The organism is Streptomyces sp. NPDC021100 (assembly GCF_044333095.1).
In the GTDB taxonomy this organism is placed as follows: Bacteria; Actinomycetota; Actinomycetes; order Streptomycetales; family Streptomycetaceae; genus Streptomyces.
The window spans coordinates 134,696-149,150 of the sequence record NZ_JBIRQH010000012.1 but is presented as its reverse complement, the minus strand read 5'-3'; the positions used below and the strand labels follow the sequence as shown (position 1 = coordinate 149,150).

Annotated in this window: 13 protein-coding genes and 1 riboswitch; of the genes, 9 read left to right on the top strand and 4 right to left on the bottom strand. The window is 73.3% G+C overall.

Features of this window, described 5'->3' with window-relative positions; translation table 11 throughout:
* Positions 1-22 precede the first annotated feature (22 nt).
* The 3 genes from ACH4PU_RS22110 to ACH4PU_RS22100 all read left to right on the top strand — a co-directional run bounded on the left by ACH4PU_RS22110 (position 23) and on the right by ACH4PU_RS22100 (position 2,996).
* Positions 23-817, top strand: a complete 795-nt coding sequence (locus tag ACH4PU_RS22110; RefSeq protein WP_398274551.1) for a hypothetical protein — start codon at positions 23-25, stop codon at positions 815-817.
* Positions 818-984: 167 nt separating this feature from the next.
* Complete coding sequence (locus ACH4PU_RS22105) at positions 985-2,247, top strand: VWA domain-containing protein (RefSeq protein ID WP_398274548.1); 1,263 nt, start codon at positions 985-987, stop codon at positions 2,245-2,247.
* Positions 2,247-2,996: a hypothetical protein gene (locus ACH4PU_RS22100; protein ID WP_398274545.1), complete on the top strand. Its 750-nt coding sequence runs from the start codon at positions 2,247-2,249 to the stop codon at positions 2,994-2,996. Before ACH4PU_RS22105 ends, ACH4PU_RS22100 begins: the two co-directional genes overlap by 1 nt.
* A gap of 62 nt (positions 2,997-3,058) precedes the next feature.
* On the opposite strand, the gene ACH4PU_RS22095 is transcribed toward ACH4PU_RS22100, so the two are convergent.
* A complete protein-coding gene (locus tag ACH4PU_RS22095; protein WP_398274542.1) occupies positions 3,059-3,985 on the bottom strand; it encodes a trypsin-like peptidase domain-containing protein in 927 nt (308 codons plus the stop codon).
* 314 nt (positions 3,986-4,299) lie between these two features.
* Here ACH4PU_RS22095 and ACH4PU_RS22090 point away from each other — a divergent pair, with 314 nt between their 5' ends.
* The 4 genes from ACH4PU_RS22090 to ACH4PU_RS22075 all read left to right on the top strand — a co-directional run bounded on the left by ACH4PU_RS22090 (position 4,300) and on the right by ACH4PU_RS22075 (position 8,031).
* Entirely contained in the window at positions 4,300-4,785 is a 486-nt protein-coding gene (locus tag ACH4PU_RS22090) for a helix-turn-helix domain-containing protein (protein WP_185942760.1), read from the top strand.
* Positions 4,782-5,444, top strand: a complete 663-nt coding sequence (locus ACH4PU_RS22085) for a hypothetical protein (protein WP_398274539.1) — start codon at positions 4,782-4,784, stop codon at positions 5,442-5,444. Before ACH4PU_RS22090 ends, ACH4PU_RS22085 begins: the two co-directional genes overlap by 4 nt.
* Entirely contained in the window at positions 5,437-6,651 is a 1,215-nt protein-coding gene (locus tag ACH4PU_RS22080; protein WP_398274726.1) for an MAB_1171c family putative transporter, read from the top strand. Before ACH4PU_RS22085 ends, ACH4PU_RS22080 begins: the two co-directional genes overlap by 8 nt.
* Positions 6,652-6,825: 174 nt before the next feature.
* Positions 6,826-8,031 (top strand): cytochrome P450, encoded by a 1,206-nt coding sequence (locus tag ACH4PU_RS22075; RefSeq protein WP_398274536.1) that lies wholly within the window; start codon positions 6,826-6,828, stop codon positions 8,029-8,031.
* Positions 8,032-8,225: 194 nt separating this feature from the next.
* Here the strand turns inward: ACH4PU_RS22075 and ACH4PU_RS22070 are convergent, their stop codons facing one another.
* Positions 8,226-8,816 (bottom strand): YIP1 family protein, encoded by a 591-nt coding sequence (locus ACH4PU_RS22070; protein WP_398274531.1) that lies wholly within the window; start codon positions 8,814-8,816, stop codon positions 8,226-8,228.
* Positions 8,817-8,911: 95 nt separating this feature from the next.
* Positions 8,912-10,444, bottom strand: coding sequence for an APC family permease (locus ACH4PU_RS22065; protein ID WP_398274528.1), 1,533 nt, complete (start codon positions 10,442-10,444; stop codon positions 8,912-8,914).
* Between the two features lie 306 nt (positions 10,445-10,750).
* Positions 10,751-10,972, top strand: a riboswitch (cobalamin riboswitch).
* Positions 10,973-11,004: 32 nt separating this feature from the next.
* Here ACH4PU_RS22065 and ACH4PU_RS22060 point away from each other — a divergent pair.
* Complete coding sequence (locus tag ACH4PU_RS22060) at positions 11,005-12,147, top strand: HoxN/HupN/NixA family nickel/cobalt transporter (RefSeq protein ID WP_398274723.1); 1,143 nt, start codon at positions 11,005-11,007, stop codon at positions 12,145-12,147.
* A 126-nt stretch (positions 12,148-12,273) separates the two neighbouring features.
* The gene (locus tag ACH4PU_RS22055) at positions 12,274-13,107 is read left to right on the top strand and encodes a class I SAM-dependent methyltransferase (RefSeq protein ID WP_398274526.1); all 834 of its coding nucleotides are present in this window, start codon (positions 12,274-12,276) and stop codon (positions 13,105-13,107) included.
* A gap of 6 nt (positions 13,108-13,113) precedes the next feature.
* On the opposite strand, the gene ACH4PU_RS22050 is transcribed toward ACH4PU_RS22055, so the two are convergent.
* The gene (locus tag ACH4PU_RS22050; RefSeq protein ID WP_398274523.1) at positions 13,114-14,364 is read right to left on the bottom strand and encodes an alpha/beta hydrolase family protein; all 1,251 of its coding nucleotides are present in this window, start codon (positions 14,362-14,364) and stop codon (positions 13,114-13,116) included.
* Positions 14,365-14,455: the final 91 nt, after the last annotated feature.

The following is a 14,455-nucleotide window of genomic DNA, read 5'->3' as shown; positions in this document are numbered from 1 at the left end:
CAGAAAGCATGAGTGGCACCGAATGAAGCGCAAGCACGGCATCGCCATGACCGCCGTCGGCATGGCGGCGGTCCTGGGACTCTCCGCCTGCGGCAGCGACAGCAAGGACGACAAGGGAGACAAGGGGGACAAGAAGCCCGCCTCGGCGGCCGGTTCCGCGCCCGCCAAGGACGCGCCGTCCGGCAACGGCGTGGAGAAGCTGTCCGGCAAGGAGATATCCGACAAGGCCAAGTCGGAGCTCAGGAGCGCCACCTCGCTCCGGTTCAAGATGTCGGGGACGGAGGGCGGCGAGCGGATGGACGTCGACCTCGCCCTGGACAAGCAGGGCAACTGCGCGGGCACGGTCAAGACGGCCGACACGGGGACCATCGAGCTGATCAAGCTCGGTGACCGGGTGTGGATGAAGGCCGACGAGAAGTTGTGGCGGACGAAGGCCAACCCGCAGGCGGCCGAGCTGTTCAAGGGCCGCTACGTCACCGGTCCCACCAGTGAGCCCAGCCTCAGCAGCATGACGAAGGGGTGCGAGCTGACGGCGCTGCAGACCAAGGTCGGTCAGGACGACGACGGCTCGGTGACGATCACCAAGGGCGCGCCGACCACGGTCGACGGGCAGCAGGCCGTCCCGATCAGCGCCAAGGGCACCACCATCAGCGTCGCCACCACCGGCCGCCCTTACCCGCTGAGGATCGAGGACAGCAAGGACAAGAGCGCCGTGACCCTGACGGACTGGAACAAGCCGGTCCCGGCGAAGGCACCGCCGGCCGATCAGACGATCGACATCACCAAGCTCAAGCAGTCCAAGCAGCAGGGGCTGTGACCGCCGCCGGCTTAGCCCGCCCCCCGGCGGGAGGGACCGGGGGACGGACCGAGGGCACCGGGACGCGCTCCCGGTGCCCTCACGCGCTTCCTGACGCCCCCGCGGTGCCTCCCGCTCCCGCAACTCCCGTTTTGAGTCGGCCGCCTGTGGGTCACTAGGATCTTCGGATGATCATCACAAGACGGCTGGCGGCGGGCGCCTGCGCTCTGCTCGCCGCACTGGCCGGAGGTGTCGTGCCGGCGCAGGCCGCCGACGGGCCCTCCAAGGATTCTCCGAAGGTCGAGCTCGTCCTCGACGTCAGCGGTTCGATGCGGGCCCGCGACATCGACGGCCAGTCCCGCATGGCCGCCGCCCAGCAGGCGTTCAACGAGGTCATCGACGCCACCCCGGAGAGCGTGCGACTCGGCATCCGTACGCTCGGTTCCCGCTACCCCGGGGACGACAAGGCGGTCGGCTGCAAGGACAGCACGCAGGAGTACCCCGTCGGCCGCCTCGACCGGACCGAGGCCAAGACGCGCGTCGCCACCCTGCGCCCCACCGGCTGGACGCCCATCGGCTACGCCCTGCGCGGCGCCGACCAGGACCTCGGCGAGGACGGCGGCACCCGCCGCATCGTCCTCATCACCGACGGCGAGGACTCCTGCGGCCAGCCCGACCCGTGTGACGTGGCGCGCGAACTCGCCGCCAAGGGAACGCACCTGACCATCGACACGCTGGGCCTGGCGCACGACGACAAGACCCGCGAGCAGCTCACCTGCATCGCCGAGGCCACCGGCGGCACGTACACCACCGTGCGGCACACCAAGGAGCTCTCGGGCCGCATCAAGCAGCTCGTCCGCCGCTCCGAGACGCCCGTCGACGACACGCCCAAGCCCACGAAGGGCGCGGACGCCTGCTCCGCGGCGCCCGAGATCGGCGCCGGCGTGTGGACCGACCGTGAGACCTTCGGCGAGCACCGGTGGTACAAGGTCAAGGTCAAGCCCGGCCAGGAGCTCCGCGCCGCCGCGAGCGTCGGCGCCGACCGGCCCGTCGACCGTGACTACGGCATCCTCGTCAGAGCCGTCGGCGACGGCGGCCAGGAGCTCGTCCGCGGCTCCGACGCCGGCAACGGACGCACCGACGTGATGTCCTCCGGCCTGCGCTACCCCGTGAGCAAGGGCAAGAAGGACGCCAAGGACGACGCGCGGACGGTCTGCCTGGAGGTCTCGCACTCCTTCTCCGCCCCGGCCTCCGTCAAGCGCGACCCCGGCCTGCCCGTCGAGCTCGCCGTCGACCTGGTGAAGTCCCCGGACAAGCCGTCCGACATGGCCGCCTTCGGCCTGGGCCGGGGCTGGGTGCTGCTCGCCGTCCTCGTCGGCACCGGCCTGGTCGCCGGTCTGCTGTGGGGCTGGCTGGCCCGCTGGCGCGTCGCGATCTGGAGGGCCAACTGATGAGGATCACACGGGTCGCACGGACCCTGACCGCCGGGCTGCTCGCGGCCGGCGCGCTGTTCACCGTCTCCGGCGCGGCGGCGGCCGACGCCCCCGCCGGGACCAAGGGCCAGAACGGCGACCCCACCGAGGCGGGTACGTCGTTCCGTACCGCCACGGCCGTCAAGCAGGACCAGAAGGCCACCGCCGACGGTACGACCGGTGACTACCTCTACTGGCAGTTCCCGGCCGGAGCCGGACAGCGGCCCACCGCCAAGGCGACGGTCAAGCTGCCGGAGGCGAGCGCCCGGCACGGCGCCGCCACCTGGCAGCTCGACGTCTTCGACGGCCTGCGCCGCCGCCAGGCCTGCGCCGAGGGGGAGCAGACGAAGCGGGTGTCCCAGCAGGACACCACCGTCACCCTGAGCTGCACCCTGCGCGCCGTCCGCCCGTACGCCGAGCGCTGGTCCAACGACCCGCTGCCCGGCGCGTACTACATCCGCCTCACCGTCGCCGACGGGCCCGACCAGGACATGGGCCTGCCCGTGCACGCCGAGGTCGAGGCGACCGCCGAGGACGCCGGCGGCAAGTACGCCGAGGGCGGCGAGCTCGGCGCGCCGCTGCACGCCGGTGCCGTCTCCGAGCCGGAGGACGGCTGGAACGGGAGCTGGTGGTCGGACCGCTGGCTGTGGACCGTCGGCGGTGCCGTGCTCGGCGCGCTCGCGGCCATCGGCGGCTACACGCTGACGCGGCGCCCGCGCCGCGCCTGACTCGCGCGCCGTGCACGGGAAGAGGCCCCCGGGGATCCGTCCCCGGGGGCCTCTTCGCGTCCTCAGCCCGCCGGCGGCTCGCCGTGCACCGCGTCGACGTACAGGTCCAGCAGGTCCTCGGTGAAGTAGGAGCTGTAGGAGATGTCCGGGGTGTCACCGCCCGTGTGGTAGCCGCCGATCACGCCGATCAGCGTGTACCCGCCCGTCGCGCCGCGGATCAGGAACGGACCGCCCGAGGTGCCGCCGACGTACCCGGCGCAGGCGATCTCCAGGAAGTCGCCGGGGGCCTTGGGGTCCGTACTCGTGTAACGGCGGGTGGTGGAGCGGCAGTCGAGGGGCTTGGGGTACTTGGCGTCGCTGTTGCCCGGGTAGCCGATCAGCCGGACGTCGGAGTGCCGGTAGCCGGGGTGGAAGGCGAGGTCGAAGCCGCCCGTCACGCGCTCGACCGGGATGCCGTCCGCGCGGTCGCCGAGCCGGACGACGGTGTAGTCCCAGCGGGCGCCGCCGTCCGTGCCCAGGTCGTAGTAGCGCTGGTCGATGTAGATCGCCTCGACCGGGAAGACGCCGTGCGGCTTGAGCCCGTCGTGGTACTGCGGCACGAACGACAGCCGCCGCTTGGGGTCCGGGCGGCGCAGGCAGTGCGCCGCGCTCACCACCAGGTTGCGGTACGGGCTGCGGACCACCGTCCCGCCGCAGAACCGGCCCTGGCCCTGGCCGTCGGTCCAGAAGAAGGTGCCCACCTGGGGCAGCCCGTCGAAGGGGTGGCTCGGCGGGACGGGCGCCTTGCGGGCGTCGGGTGGGGCGGACTCGGCGCGGCGCGCGGCCTCGGCGGGGAGGGCGGAGGCCATCCGGTCGGCGGTCCAGTAGGCGTCGGCCGCGGCGGCCAGGGCGCGCTGCCCGGGGTCGGCGGCGGCGCGGCCGCCGGGGGAGAGGGCCGTGAGGCCGAGGAGGAGTGCTGCGAGAGCGGTTACGGCGAGGGGTCTGCGCATGGGCGGGTTCCTCTCCGGTGCGCGGGGGCACATACGAGGTGAGCGTGTCATCCTCCACCCGGCGGGAGGGGTGTGGCGAGAGGCGGACGCGACAGGATTCACCAGGACGCCGGAGCGGGCCGCTACCGGCTCCGCCGCCTGCCCAGGGCTTCCTGACCTGCCATCAACCGACGGTTAAGTCCTTCACCCGCTCGTAATCCGGAACGGACTAGTGCTTCGCGTCCGCGCGTGACAGGATGCCCATCGCGACCCTTCAGGGCTTAACCGGCCGTGAGGCGGCCGTGCGAAACCAGGCACCTGGAACGGGGGGACACATGGCGGTCAGGGGGGACAGAGCGACGGGAGACACGGGCAGCCCACTGGCGGGGCGGCTCAACTACCTGTTCGCCAACATGCACCCGCCGGGTGCGCCGTACACCAACGCCCATGTCGCGGAGGAGATCAGCCGCGGCACGGAGGAGTACGGCGGGGTCACGCTCACCGAGCAGTACCTGTCGATGCTGCGCAACGGGAAGCGCGCCAACCCCAGCCCGGACGTGCTGCGGGCGCTGGCGAAGTTCTTCGCCGTGCCGGTCGGCTACCTGATGGGCGACCTGTCCGCGCCGCAGACCGCCCGGGTGGAGGAGGAGGTCCGCTTCCTCGTCGCGATGCGGGACCAGCGGGTACGGGCCATCGCCCTGCGCTCGGTGGGCCTGCCGCCCGAGGTCCAGGACAGCCTGACCACCATCATCTCCCAGTTCCGGCAGCAGATGAACCTGCCGTCGGACCCGCCCGCGGCGGGGGGTGAGGAGCGCCCGTGACCGTCGTGGCGGACGACCGGCTCTTCACCCACTGGCGGCGTACCGAGGATGAGGACGGTGCAGTCATGCGGGTGGGGCGGATTCGCCGACGGTGCAAGCAGCTCATCGCCGAGCTCGCGCTGCCGGCCTCCACCGATCTCCGCGGCCTGTGCGACATCGTCGCCCGCCGCGTGGGACGGCCGATCCACCTGGTGCCGATGAGCCTCGACGGCGTCGTCTCCGGGATGACCGCCACCACCGACGACGGCTACTGGGTCGTCTACGAGCTCAAGACCTCGCCCTGGCACCAGGTCCACATCGTGCTGCACGAGATCGGGCACCTGCTGCTCGGCCACGACCAGGATCCGACCGTCACCGAGGACGCCCTCAAGGTGTGGACGCCGTCCGTCGACGTCGCCACCGCCATGCGCCGGATGGGGCTCACCATGGGGCTGGCCCGGCACCACTGCTACGACAACCTCACCGAGCGCGAGACCGAGATCCTCGGCACCCTCCTCATGGAGAAGGTCGTACCGCCCCCGCCCGGCCAGGAGCAGCCGCTGGAGGGCCCGGCCGCCGAACTCGCCGCCTCCCTCGGCCCCGCGCTCCAGCACGTGCGCCGGGCCCGGGCCGACGACGGCGCCGGCGGAACGGACGGCGGTGGTGGTGCCGGTGTTTGACGCCCTCTACCTCACCTTCTCCGCCGTCACCTGGGTCATCGTCGCCTACAAGGCCCGCGCCTGGTTCCGCGACCGCGGCAACACCGACCTGGGCCTGACCGCGCTCATGACCGCCGGCGTGCCCGTCGTCTTCCTGTTCTCCGCGCCGAGCGTCTACCGCGCCTTCGACCGGCTCACCGGCGTCGCCAACCTGGCGATGGTCTTCCTCTACTCGGCCGTCGTGCTGTTCGCCTCCGGCGCCACCGTGCTGCTGCTCCGCTGGACCAGCCGCGGCGACGCCTCGGCGCACGCCCGCGCGGTCGGGCGGTCCCGGTTCGCGGTGGCCGCCGTGGCGGCGGCCTGGACGGCGGCGATCGTCTGCTTCGCCGTCGGCCGCCCGGACGCCGTCGAGCACCCCCGCGACTTCAGCACCGCCTACGCCGACGCCCCCGGCGTGGTCGCCTTCCTGACGCTGTACCTGGCCATCTTCGGCACCAGCCTCGCCGGGCTCGGCGTCCTGTGCCCCCGCTACGCCGCCACCCTCGGCCCGTCCTGGCTCTCCAAGGGGCTGCGGACGCTCGCCGCGGGCTGCTGGCTGGGACTGCTCTACTGCGCCTGCAAACTCGCCGGGTTCGTCCTCACCTGGGCCGGCCGTGACGTGTACTGGCTGTCCAACGGCGTGGCCCCGATGAGCGCCTCGGTGGCGGCCCTGCTCGTCCTCCTCGGCTTCTCGCTGCCCGCCGTCGGCCCGCGCGCCACCGCCTGGCGCCGGCTGCGCCGCCTCCACCCGCTCTGGGAGGAGGTCACCGCGCACGTCCCCGAGGTGACCATCGGCACCTCCCGCTGGGTCTCCCGCTGGCCGCTGGCCGACCTGGAGTGGCGGGCCAACCGGCAGATGGCCGAGATCCGCGACATCCAGCGCGGCGTCCGCCGCCATGTCGAGCCCGCCGCCCTGGAGATCGCCCACCGCAGGGCGGACGCCGCCGCGCTGGACGAGCGCCGGCTCGCCGCCGTGGTGGAGGCCGCGGCCTTCCGCCGGGGCCTGGCCAACCAGGCGACCGGCCACGTCCCGGTCCCGCACGCCGACAGCGTGGTGGTGACCGTCAGTTCCGACCCGGCGGCCGAGCACGAGCACCTGGCGCTCGTCGCCGACGTCTTCCACGACCAACTGGTCGACGCCGTGCTCAAGGAGTTACGGGAGACCAGTGCGGAGCGCCGTCCCCACTGAGGACGCGCGACCCACAGACGTGGCGGCCATGGACGGGGGTCACGGCCGCCCGCGGCGCGGGCCGGCGCCGGTGCCCGTACTCACGGGACCGATGCCGGCCCGCGCCGAACTCTTTCGACGGGAAGGCGAGGGCCGGGCACCGCGGCCTGCCGCCGCCCCCCTAGGGTCGACGGCATGCGACGACCCATCGACGTGCGCCCCCTCATCGCCGACCCGCACGGCACCCTCGCCGCCCTCCGGGAGGCCGGCCCGGTCCACCGCGTCCAGGGCGCGGACGGCAACCCCGCCTGGCTGGTGACCCGTTACGAGGACGTCCGCCGGGCGCTCGCCGACCCGCGGCTCTCCCTCGACAAGCGCAACGCCAAGCCCGGCAACTACGCCGGCCTCTCCCTGCCCCCGGCCCTCGACGCCAACCTGCTCAACATGGACCCCCCGGACCACACCCGCGTCCGCCGCCTGGTGGTCAAGGCGTTCACCCCCGGCCGGGTGGAGAAGCTGCGCGGGCCGGTGCGCCGCCTCGCCGACGGACTGCTCGACGCCGTCGAACCGGCGGGCGCCGCCGACCTGCTGGCCGTCTACGCCGGCCCGCTGCCCATCATGGTCATGTGCGACCTGCTGGGCATCCCGGAGGAGCGGCGGCTGGACTTCCGGGCCTGGACGGACGCCCTGATCACCCCCGACCCGGCCCGTCCGGAGGCGGCCCGCGAGGCGGTGGGGAGCATGATCCGCTTCTTCGCCGGCCTGCTCGCCGCCAAGCGCGCCGAGCCCGCGGACGATCTGCTGTCCGACCTGATCGCCGTCCGCGACGGCAGTGACCGCCTCTCCGAGGACGAACTGACCTCGCTCGCCTTCCTCCTGCTGTTCGCCGGCTACGAGAACACCGTCCATCTGATCGCCAACTCGGTGCTGGCCCTCCTGGACCACCCCGAGGAGCTCCGCGCCCTGCGAAAGAATCCGGACGGACTCGCGGCGGCCGTGGAGGAGCTGAACCGCTGGGACGGCCCCGGCCCCCTGGCCATCCGCCGCTTCCCGCTGGAGGACGTCGAAATCGGCGGCGTCACCGTCCCGGCCGGCGAAACCGTCCTCCTCTCCCTGGCCTCCGCCAACCGCGACCCCGCCCGCTTCCCCGACCCCGACCGCCTTGACCTGCGGCGCAACAACACCGGTTCGCTGGCCCTGGGCCACGGCATCCACTACTGCCTGGGCGCCGCGCTCGGCCGCATGGAGACCGAAATCGCCCTGGCGGCCCTGCTCGAACGCTTCGAGAAACTGGAACTCGCCGTTCCGAGAGAGGAACTGAAGTGGCGTCCGTCCATTCGCGCGCGTGGCCTGATTTCGCTCCCCGTGCGCTGGTCGGCCGCAAGCCGAACACGTTTTTGATGCATAACCCATCCTTGATGAGGTAGAACTGTCTTCGAGCCCGCCCGGTGTGCATCCCCCGTCGCACCGGGCGGGCCTTCGCATGCCCGGATCCGGGCGCACGACGAACCGGCCCGCCGCGGTGACGGGCCGGAGGGCCGGGGGACGCTCCGCGCGGCGCCGGAGCGCCGGGAGCCGCCCGGGGCGGCGCTCGCTCAGCCGCTGCCCGGGGGGAACTTCAGCAGGGCCACCGCCGCCAGCATCTGGATGCTCACCGCCGCCACCGCCTTGTGGGTCGGCAGGTGGTGCTGGCCGCGGATGAGGAGGGTGGCCAGGGCGCAGCCGAAGACGGCGGAGGCCGCGGCGGTGGCGCGGACGGGGATCGAGGCGCTCGGCAGGCAGGAGTCCAGGACCAGCCGGGGGAGGTCGGTGGTCCAGAAGACGAGGACGAACAGGCTCGCCGTCGGCCCGGGCCGGCCGTTGCCGCCGAGTCGGCGGGCGATGGCGTGGGTGACCAGGCCCAGCAGCACGCTGGCGAGCAGGACGACGCCCGAGCCGATGGCCATGGCCTCCAGGGCGAGTGCGGGGCTCACGTCCCACTGGGCCCAGAACGAGTCCTTGGCCATGGTCCCCAGCGCCCCGCAGAGCAGGCACAGGAACATGGCGGCGCCCCAGACGCTCCGGTCCCGGGCCTCGTCGAGCACTTCGACGGGCCGGTACCAGAGCCCGAATATGAGCCGGTGCCAGAGCAGCTTGCGCCGTCCGGAGTCCGGGGGGCGGGGGGACGTCGTGGTGGTCAGGGGCATGGGGACGATTCTCTCACCGCTCTGGGAGGTGATCCCGGGGCGGGCGTGGCGGGCCTCTGCGGACGCCGCCGTCCGACGGGGCGTCAGGTGGTGCGTCAGGCGGGCGTGGGCTCCACCGGGCCGGTGCCGGCGTCCGGTTCCGGGGCGGCGCCCTCACCCGCGCCCTCATCCGTGTCCCCGCCGGCGCCCGGCAGGTACTCCTCGCTGATCTCCCGCGGTCCGAACGGCCAGACCCGCTCCACCCGCGCCCACAGCAGGAAGGCCAGGCAGCCCGCGGCGAACCAGGCGAGCGACCACTCGATGGGGTGCCGCCCGGGCGAATTGCGGTCCGCGTAGCCGTAGATGACGAGCCACCCGACCAGCGCCACCAGGCTCGGCAGCGGGTAGAGCCACATCCGGTACGGGCGCGGCAGGGCCGGCTGGCGGCGGCGCAGGACGGTCACGGCCGCGATCTGCCCCAGCGCCTGGACCAGCACCATCACCGTGGTCAGCAGCTGGATCAGCGTCGCCAGGTCCGTATGACGGCCGATCAGGAACCCGACGCAGCCGATCGCCCCCATGCTCACCAGGCCGAGGACGGGGAAGCGGTGGCGGGGGTGCAGGGTGCCGAACGCGCGGAAGAACACCTTCTCCCGGGCCGCGTTGTAGGGGATCCGGGAGGCGCCCAGGAGACCGGTGAAGACCGACGCCACGGCGGTGATCAGGACGAGCACGGTGACGGCGTCGGCGGCCCCCCGCCCCCAGGTGCGTTCCAGCACGGCGGAGGCCACGGAGGACGAGGCGACGTTGTCCGCGTCGAGCATGTCCCGCCAGTCCACGACGCCCAGGGTGCCGATCTGCAGCAGCAGGTAGATGCCCATGATGCCGAGGATGGAGTAGATGATGGAGCGCGGGATCGTACGCCCGGGGTCCTTGATCTCGGCGCCCATGTAAGCGGTCGTCCAGTAACCGCCGTAGTCGTAGATGCCGATGGTCAGCCCCGCCGCGAAGCCGATCCAGAAGTGATCGCTCGTCAGCTCGAAGGCGTGCGACGGGTAGGTGAACGCCCGGTCCGGACTGAAGTGGGTGAACGCGGCGGTGATCACCAGCACCACGGCCGCGATCATCACGCCCCAGAGCACCGTCGTGATCCGGGCCATGTTCTCCACCCGTCCCCACAGCAGCGCCACGACGACCACGATGAGCGCCAGCCCCGTCAGGTCCCCCTGCGTCGGGGTCATGCCCGGCCAGAGGTACCCCAGGTACTGCACGAAGCCCATCACGCCGCTCGCCATGGCCAGCGGCACGTAGAGCATGGCCGTCCAGACGAACAGGAACGGCATCAGCCGGCCCGTCCGGTACTGGAACGCCTGCCGCAGGTAGACGTAACTGCCGCCCGCGCCCGGCAGGGACGCGCCGAGCTCGGCCCACACCAGGCCGTCCGCGAGGGCGAGCAGCGCGCCCGCGAGGAAGCCGATGACGGCCTGCGGGCCGCCGAAGGCCGCGACCATGAGCGGGATGGTGACGAACGGGCCGATCCCGCACATCTGGCTCATGTTGATGGCGGTGGCCTGGAACGGTCCGACGCGGCGGACGAATCCGCCCTGACCGTCCGGCCCGTCGGCTCTCTCGCCCGCTCTCTCCGCCATGGCGGCCACCCTTCCCGTCGGCGCGATACCTGCACTCGTACACCGGCCCGCCCGGCCCGTCCATCACCCCGGACGGGGCGGGCCGGACCGGTGCGCGGCCATCGCCCGAACAGCGCACGGGAGTTGGGGCCCGTGGGCCGGACGCGATGCTGGGTGACTCTGGCCGGGCGCTCCGCGCCGAGTCAAGACCCGGGGCGCACGGGACCGGAGCGCGGCAGGGGACGGAAGCCGGTACCGCAACCGGAGCGCCCCCTGAGGCAGGACATGACAATCACCACTCTCGGTGCATCCGCACTGGCAGGGGCGTTACAGTGACCCGGCCGTGGTGTTCGGGAAGACCGGTGCAGGACCCTCCCAGGGGGATCCGATTCCGGAGCGGCCCTCGCCACTGTGATCGGGGAGTGACCGTCCCGTTCCGCGCGCCACCGGGCGCGGGGAGCCACTGGCCGCAGCCGGCTGCCGGGAAGGCGGGGGCGGACGCGAACGAACCCGTCAGCCAGGAGACCGGCCACGGCATCTCAGTGAACCGATCCACGAGGTGCTGGAGCGTGAACCCCCAAATGACCCTGCCCACCGACGCGCCCACCGGCGTGTCCGCCCAAGCCGCCGCCGGGCCGTCCGCCGCCTTCCGCTGGCGCCGCGAGGACACGATGCGGACCGCCGGCCTGCTCGCCGTCATAGCCGCCCTGCACGTCGTCGCCTTCGGCGTGCTCTTCCTGCTCGTCGTCCCCAACGACTACCACGTGGGATCCAAGGTGTACGGCGTCGGCCTCGGCGTCACCGCCTACACCCTCGGCATGCGGCACGCCTTCGACGCCGACCACATCGCCGCCATCGACAACACCACCCGCAAGCTGATGGCCGACGGCAAGCGCCCGGTCTCCGTCGGCTTCTGGTTCGCCCTCGGCCACTCCAGCGTCGTGGTCGTCATGGCCGCCCTGGTCGCCGGCGGCACGCACATGGCGAGCACGCTGATGGACGAGGAGTCGTCCACCCACCAGACGCTCGGTATCGTCGGCACCAGCGTCTCGGGCGGCTTCCTCTACCTCATCGCCGCCCTCAACCTCGTCGCCCTGGCCGGCATCCTGCGCATCTTCCGCGCCATGCGCGAGGGCCGCTACGACGAGACCGAGCTGGAGAAGCAGCTCGACTCGCGCGGTTTCATGAACCGGATCCTCGGCCGGTTCACCCGCTCCATCAGCCGCCCCGGCCAGATGTACCCGCTGGGCTTCCTGTTCGGCCTGGGCTTCGACACCGCCACCGAGGTCACCCTGATGGTGATGGCCGGCAGCGGCGCCGCCGCCGGACTGCCCTGGTACGCGATCCTCTGCCTGCCGCTGCTGTTCGCCGCCGGCATGAGCCTCTTCGACACGCTGGACGGCACGTTCATGAACTTCGCCTACCAGTGGGCGTTCTCCAACCCGGTCCGCAAGGTCTACTACAACCTCACCATCACCGGCCTGTCGATCGCCGTCGCCTTCCTCATCGGCACCATCGAACTGGTCGGCGTGCTGCACGAGAAGCTGGACATGGACGACGCGGTCACCGGCTGGATCGCCGGCCTGAACCTCGACAACGTCGGCTTCGTCATCGTCGGCCTGTTCGTGGTGGTCTGGGCCGCGGCCCTCGCCTACTGGCGCCTCGCCAAGGTCGAGCAGCGCTGGGCCGCGCGCGGCGCGACGGCCCCGGCGGCGGAGGGCTGACGGCCGGGCCCCGGCGGCATCCCCCCTCCGTCCCCCGCCCGGCCGGTCTTCCCCGGGGCCGGGACGGGAGGACACCGCCGGGGCTACCGTGAGAACGGAAGCGTCCGCCCTTCGGCGAGGAGGCCCATGGACCGCGAGAAGATCACCCTCACCGGCGTCCAGGAAACCCTCCTCGCCACCCTCTACGCCCGCGCCCTCGACAGCCGCTCCCGCCACTCCCTCCTGCACGACGAGACGGCCCTCGACACCGTCCGGCGCCTCGACTACGACTTCCGCGGGATGGGCACGACGTCCGTGGACGCGGCCGGCGTCGCCCTGCGCGCCCACTGCCTGGACGGCTGGACGGCCGAGTACCTGGCCCGGCGCCCCCGGGCCACCGTGCTCCACCTGGCCTGCGGGCTCGACACCCGGGCGCACCGCCTCGCCCGGTTCCCGGAGACCCGCTGGATCGACGTCGACCTCCCCGAGGTCGTCGCCCTCCGCGACCGCCTCCTCCCGGCCCCCGGCGGCGACCACCGCACCCTCGCGGCCTCCGTGACCGCCGACGGCTGGCTGGAGGAACTCCCCGCCGACCGGCCCGTGGTGGCGGTCTTCGAAGGGCTCTCCATGTACCTGCGGCCGGACGAGGGCGAGCGCCTGATCCGGCGGATCACCGCCCACTTCCCGGGCGGACAGCTCCTGTTCGACTGCTTCAACGGCCTGGGCATCCGCATGCAGAGGCTGGTGCCCTGCCTCCGCAAGACCGGCGCGCGGGTGCACTGGGGCATCGACGACCCCCGCGCCCTGGAACGCCTGCACCCCGGCCTGACCTGCCTCGACGCCATCCGCGGCTGCGACCTCCCCGACGTCCGCCGGGTCGCGCCGCTCGCCCGCCTGGAAGCGCGCCTGACGAGCCGTGTCCCCGGACTGCGGGACGTCCTGCGGATGACGCGGTTCGAGTTCCCGGGGGCGGCGGGCTGACGGGGGTCAGAGGGCCCCCGCCGCCCCTGCGGGCAGGTACCGGCCGAAGAAGGAGCGCACCAGCCCCCGCACCGCCGGAACGGACCGTTCCGGCCCGGCCGGGCCGACGAGGGCGTTCCGGTCCCGGGCCGGCATCAGGGCCGCCGCCTGGAGCCGGGGCGCCAGGGCCGCGTAGTCGGTGAACACCCAGTGCGCGGCGCCGTGGAGGAGGCGGCGCCGGGCCCGGCCGCCCGAGCGGGCCAGTACGGCCGGCCAGGAGCGCTCGAACCGCTCGTTCCGGAAGCCGTCCGTGCCGGCCAGCAGCAACGGCCGGTCCGTACCCTCCCGCGCCACGGGGAACAGTTCCCCGGGCCGGCCGTCGGCGGCCGGCGGGTGGTCGAGGTACCCCTCCAGGTTGACGGCGGCCCGGATCCGGCGGTCCGCGCGCAGGGCCTCCGTCACCGCCGTCCCGCCCAGAGAGTGCCCGTACGCGCCCACCCGCCGCAGGTCGAGGGCCGCACCGAGCCCTCGGGGCAGCGGGCGCCCGAGCGCGTCCGGGGACCGCCCGGCCGCCAGGGCGGCCAACTGGTCCAGGACGAACCGGAGGTCGGCGATCCGGGTGTCGACGAGGAGGTCGAAGAGGTCGGGACCGGGCGGTCCGGCGAGGACGGTCGGCCGCACCCGCTCGCGCCCGGGCATGTCGGCCGGGAACTCCACCTCGCCGGCGTCCCCCGGGTGGTCGACGGCGACCACCACGTAGCCGTGGCTCGCCAGGTCCTCCGCGAGCCCGGTGCCCATGGTGCGCGGGTCCCCGCCCCCGGGGCTGTACAGCAGCACCGGCCGGCGCCCGGGGAGGGCGGGCGCGTCGGCGTACGCGTGGGTGCGGGTGGCGGCCCAGTCGACACCCGTCGTCGGCAGGTGGTGCACGTGGACGTCGATCTCCGCGAACAGCGCGGCGGCGCCCGGCGTCATCTGCCGCGCGCGGATCCTGCCCCGGACGGACGCGGCCGGGTGGAACACGGTGACCATCACCTCCCGGACCGGGATCCCCGGCGTCAGCGGGTCCTTCCGGGAACGGTCGACCAGGTACAGCACCGTCGCCCCCACCGGATGCGGACCGGTCGGCGCCGGCAGCCGCAGGGCCACCGGGCCGCTCCCGGCGGCGGCCCGCGCCGGTACGGCGGCGGCCGCGCCCCCGGACAGCAGCAGCCCGGCGGCGGCCGCCGAGGCGATGACGGACCGTCGGCTCACGGTCGCGCCCGGACGTGTGTACGACATGATGCCTGCCCTTCGTTCGACGGCCCCCGCGAACGCGCGGCGGCCACGACCGGCATGCTGGTCGCCGACGGCCGGTCCGGACGAACGTTCA

What these genes read in the sequence shown, in the direction of transcription:
- ACH4PU_RS22110 (WP_398274551.1), top strand. Translation starts at nt 23, where the DNA reads ATGAAGCGCAAGCACGGCATCGCCATGACCGCCGTCGGCATGGCGGCG.
- ACH4PU_RS22105 (WP_398274548.1), top strand. Translation starts at nt 985, where the DNA reads ATGATCATCACAAGACGGCTGGCGGCGGGCGCCTGCGCTCTGCTCGCC.
- ACH4PU_RS22100 (WP_398274545.1), top strand. Translation starts at nt 2,247, where the DNA reads ATGAGGATCACACGGGTCGCACGGACCCTGACCGCCGGGCTGCTCGCG.
- ACH4PU_RS22095 (WP_398274542.1), bottom strand. Translation starts at nt 3,985, where the DNA reads ATGCGCAGACCCCTCGCCGTAACCGCTCTCGCAGCACTCCTCCTCGGC.
- ACH4PU_RS22090 (WP_185942760.1), top strand. Translation starts at nt 4,300, where the DNA reads ATGGCGGTCAGGGGGGACAGAGCGACGGGAGACACGGGCAGCCCACTG.
- ACH4PU_RS22075 (WP_398274536.1), top strand. Translation starts at nt 6,826, where the DNA reads ATGCGACGACCCATCGACGTGCGCCCCCTCATCGCCGACCCGCACGGC.
- ACH4PU_RS22070 (WP_398274531.1), bottom strand. Translation starts at nt 8,816, where the DNA reads ATGCCCCTGACCACCACGACGTCCCCCCGCCCCCCGGACTCCGGACGG.
- ACH4PU_RS22065 (WP_398274528.1), bottom strand. Translation starts at nt 10,444, where the DNA reads ATGGCGGAGAGAGCGGGCGAGAGAGCCGACGGGCCGGACGGTCAGGGC.
- ACH4PU_RS22060 (WP_398274723.1), top strand. Translation starts at nt 11,005, where the DNA reads ATGACCCTGCCCACCGACGCGCCCACCGGCGTGTCCGCCCAAGCCGCC.
- ACH4PU_RS22055 (WP_398274526.1), top strand. Translation starts at nt 12,274, where the DNA reads ATGGACCGCGAGAAGATCACCCTCACCGGCGTCCAGGAAACCCTCCTC.
- ACH4PU_RS22050 (WP_398274523.1), bottom strand. Translation starts at nt 14,364, where the DNA reads ATGTCGTACACACGTCCGGGCGCGACCGTGAGCCGACGGTCCGTCATC.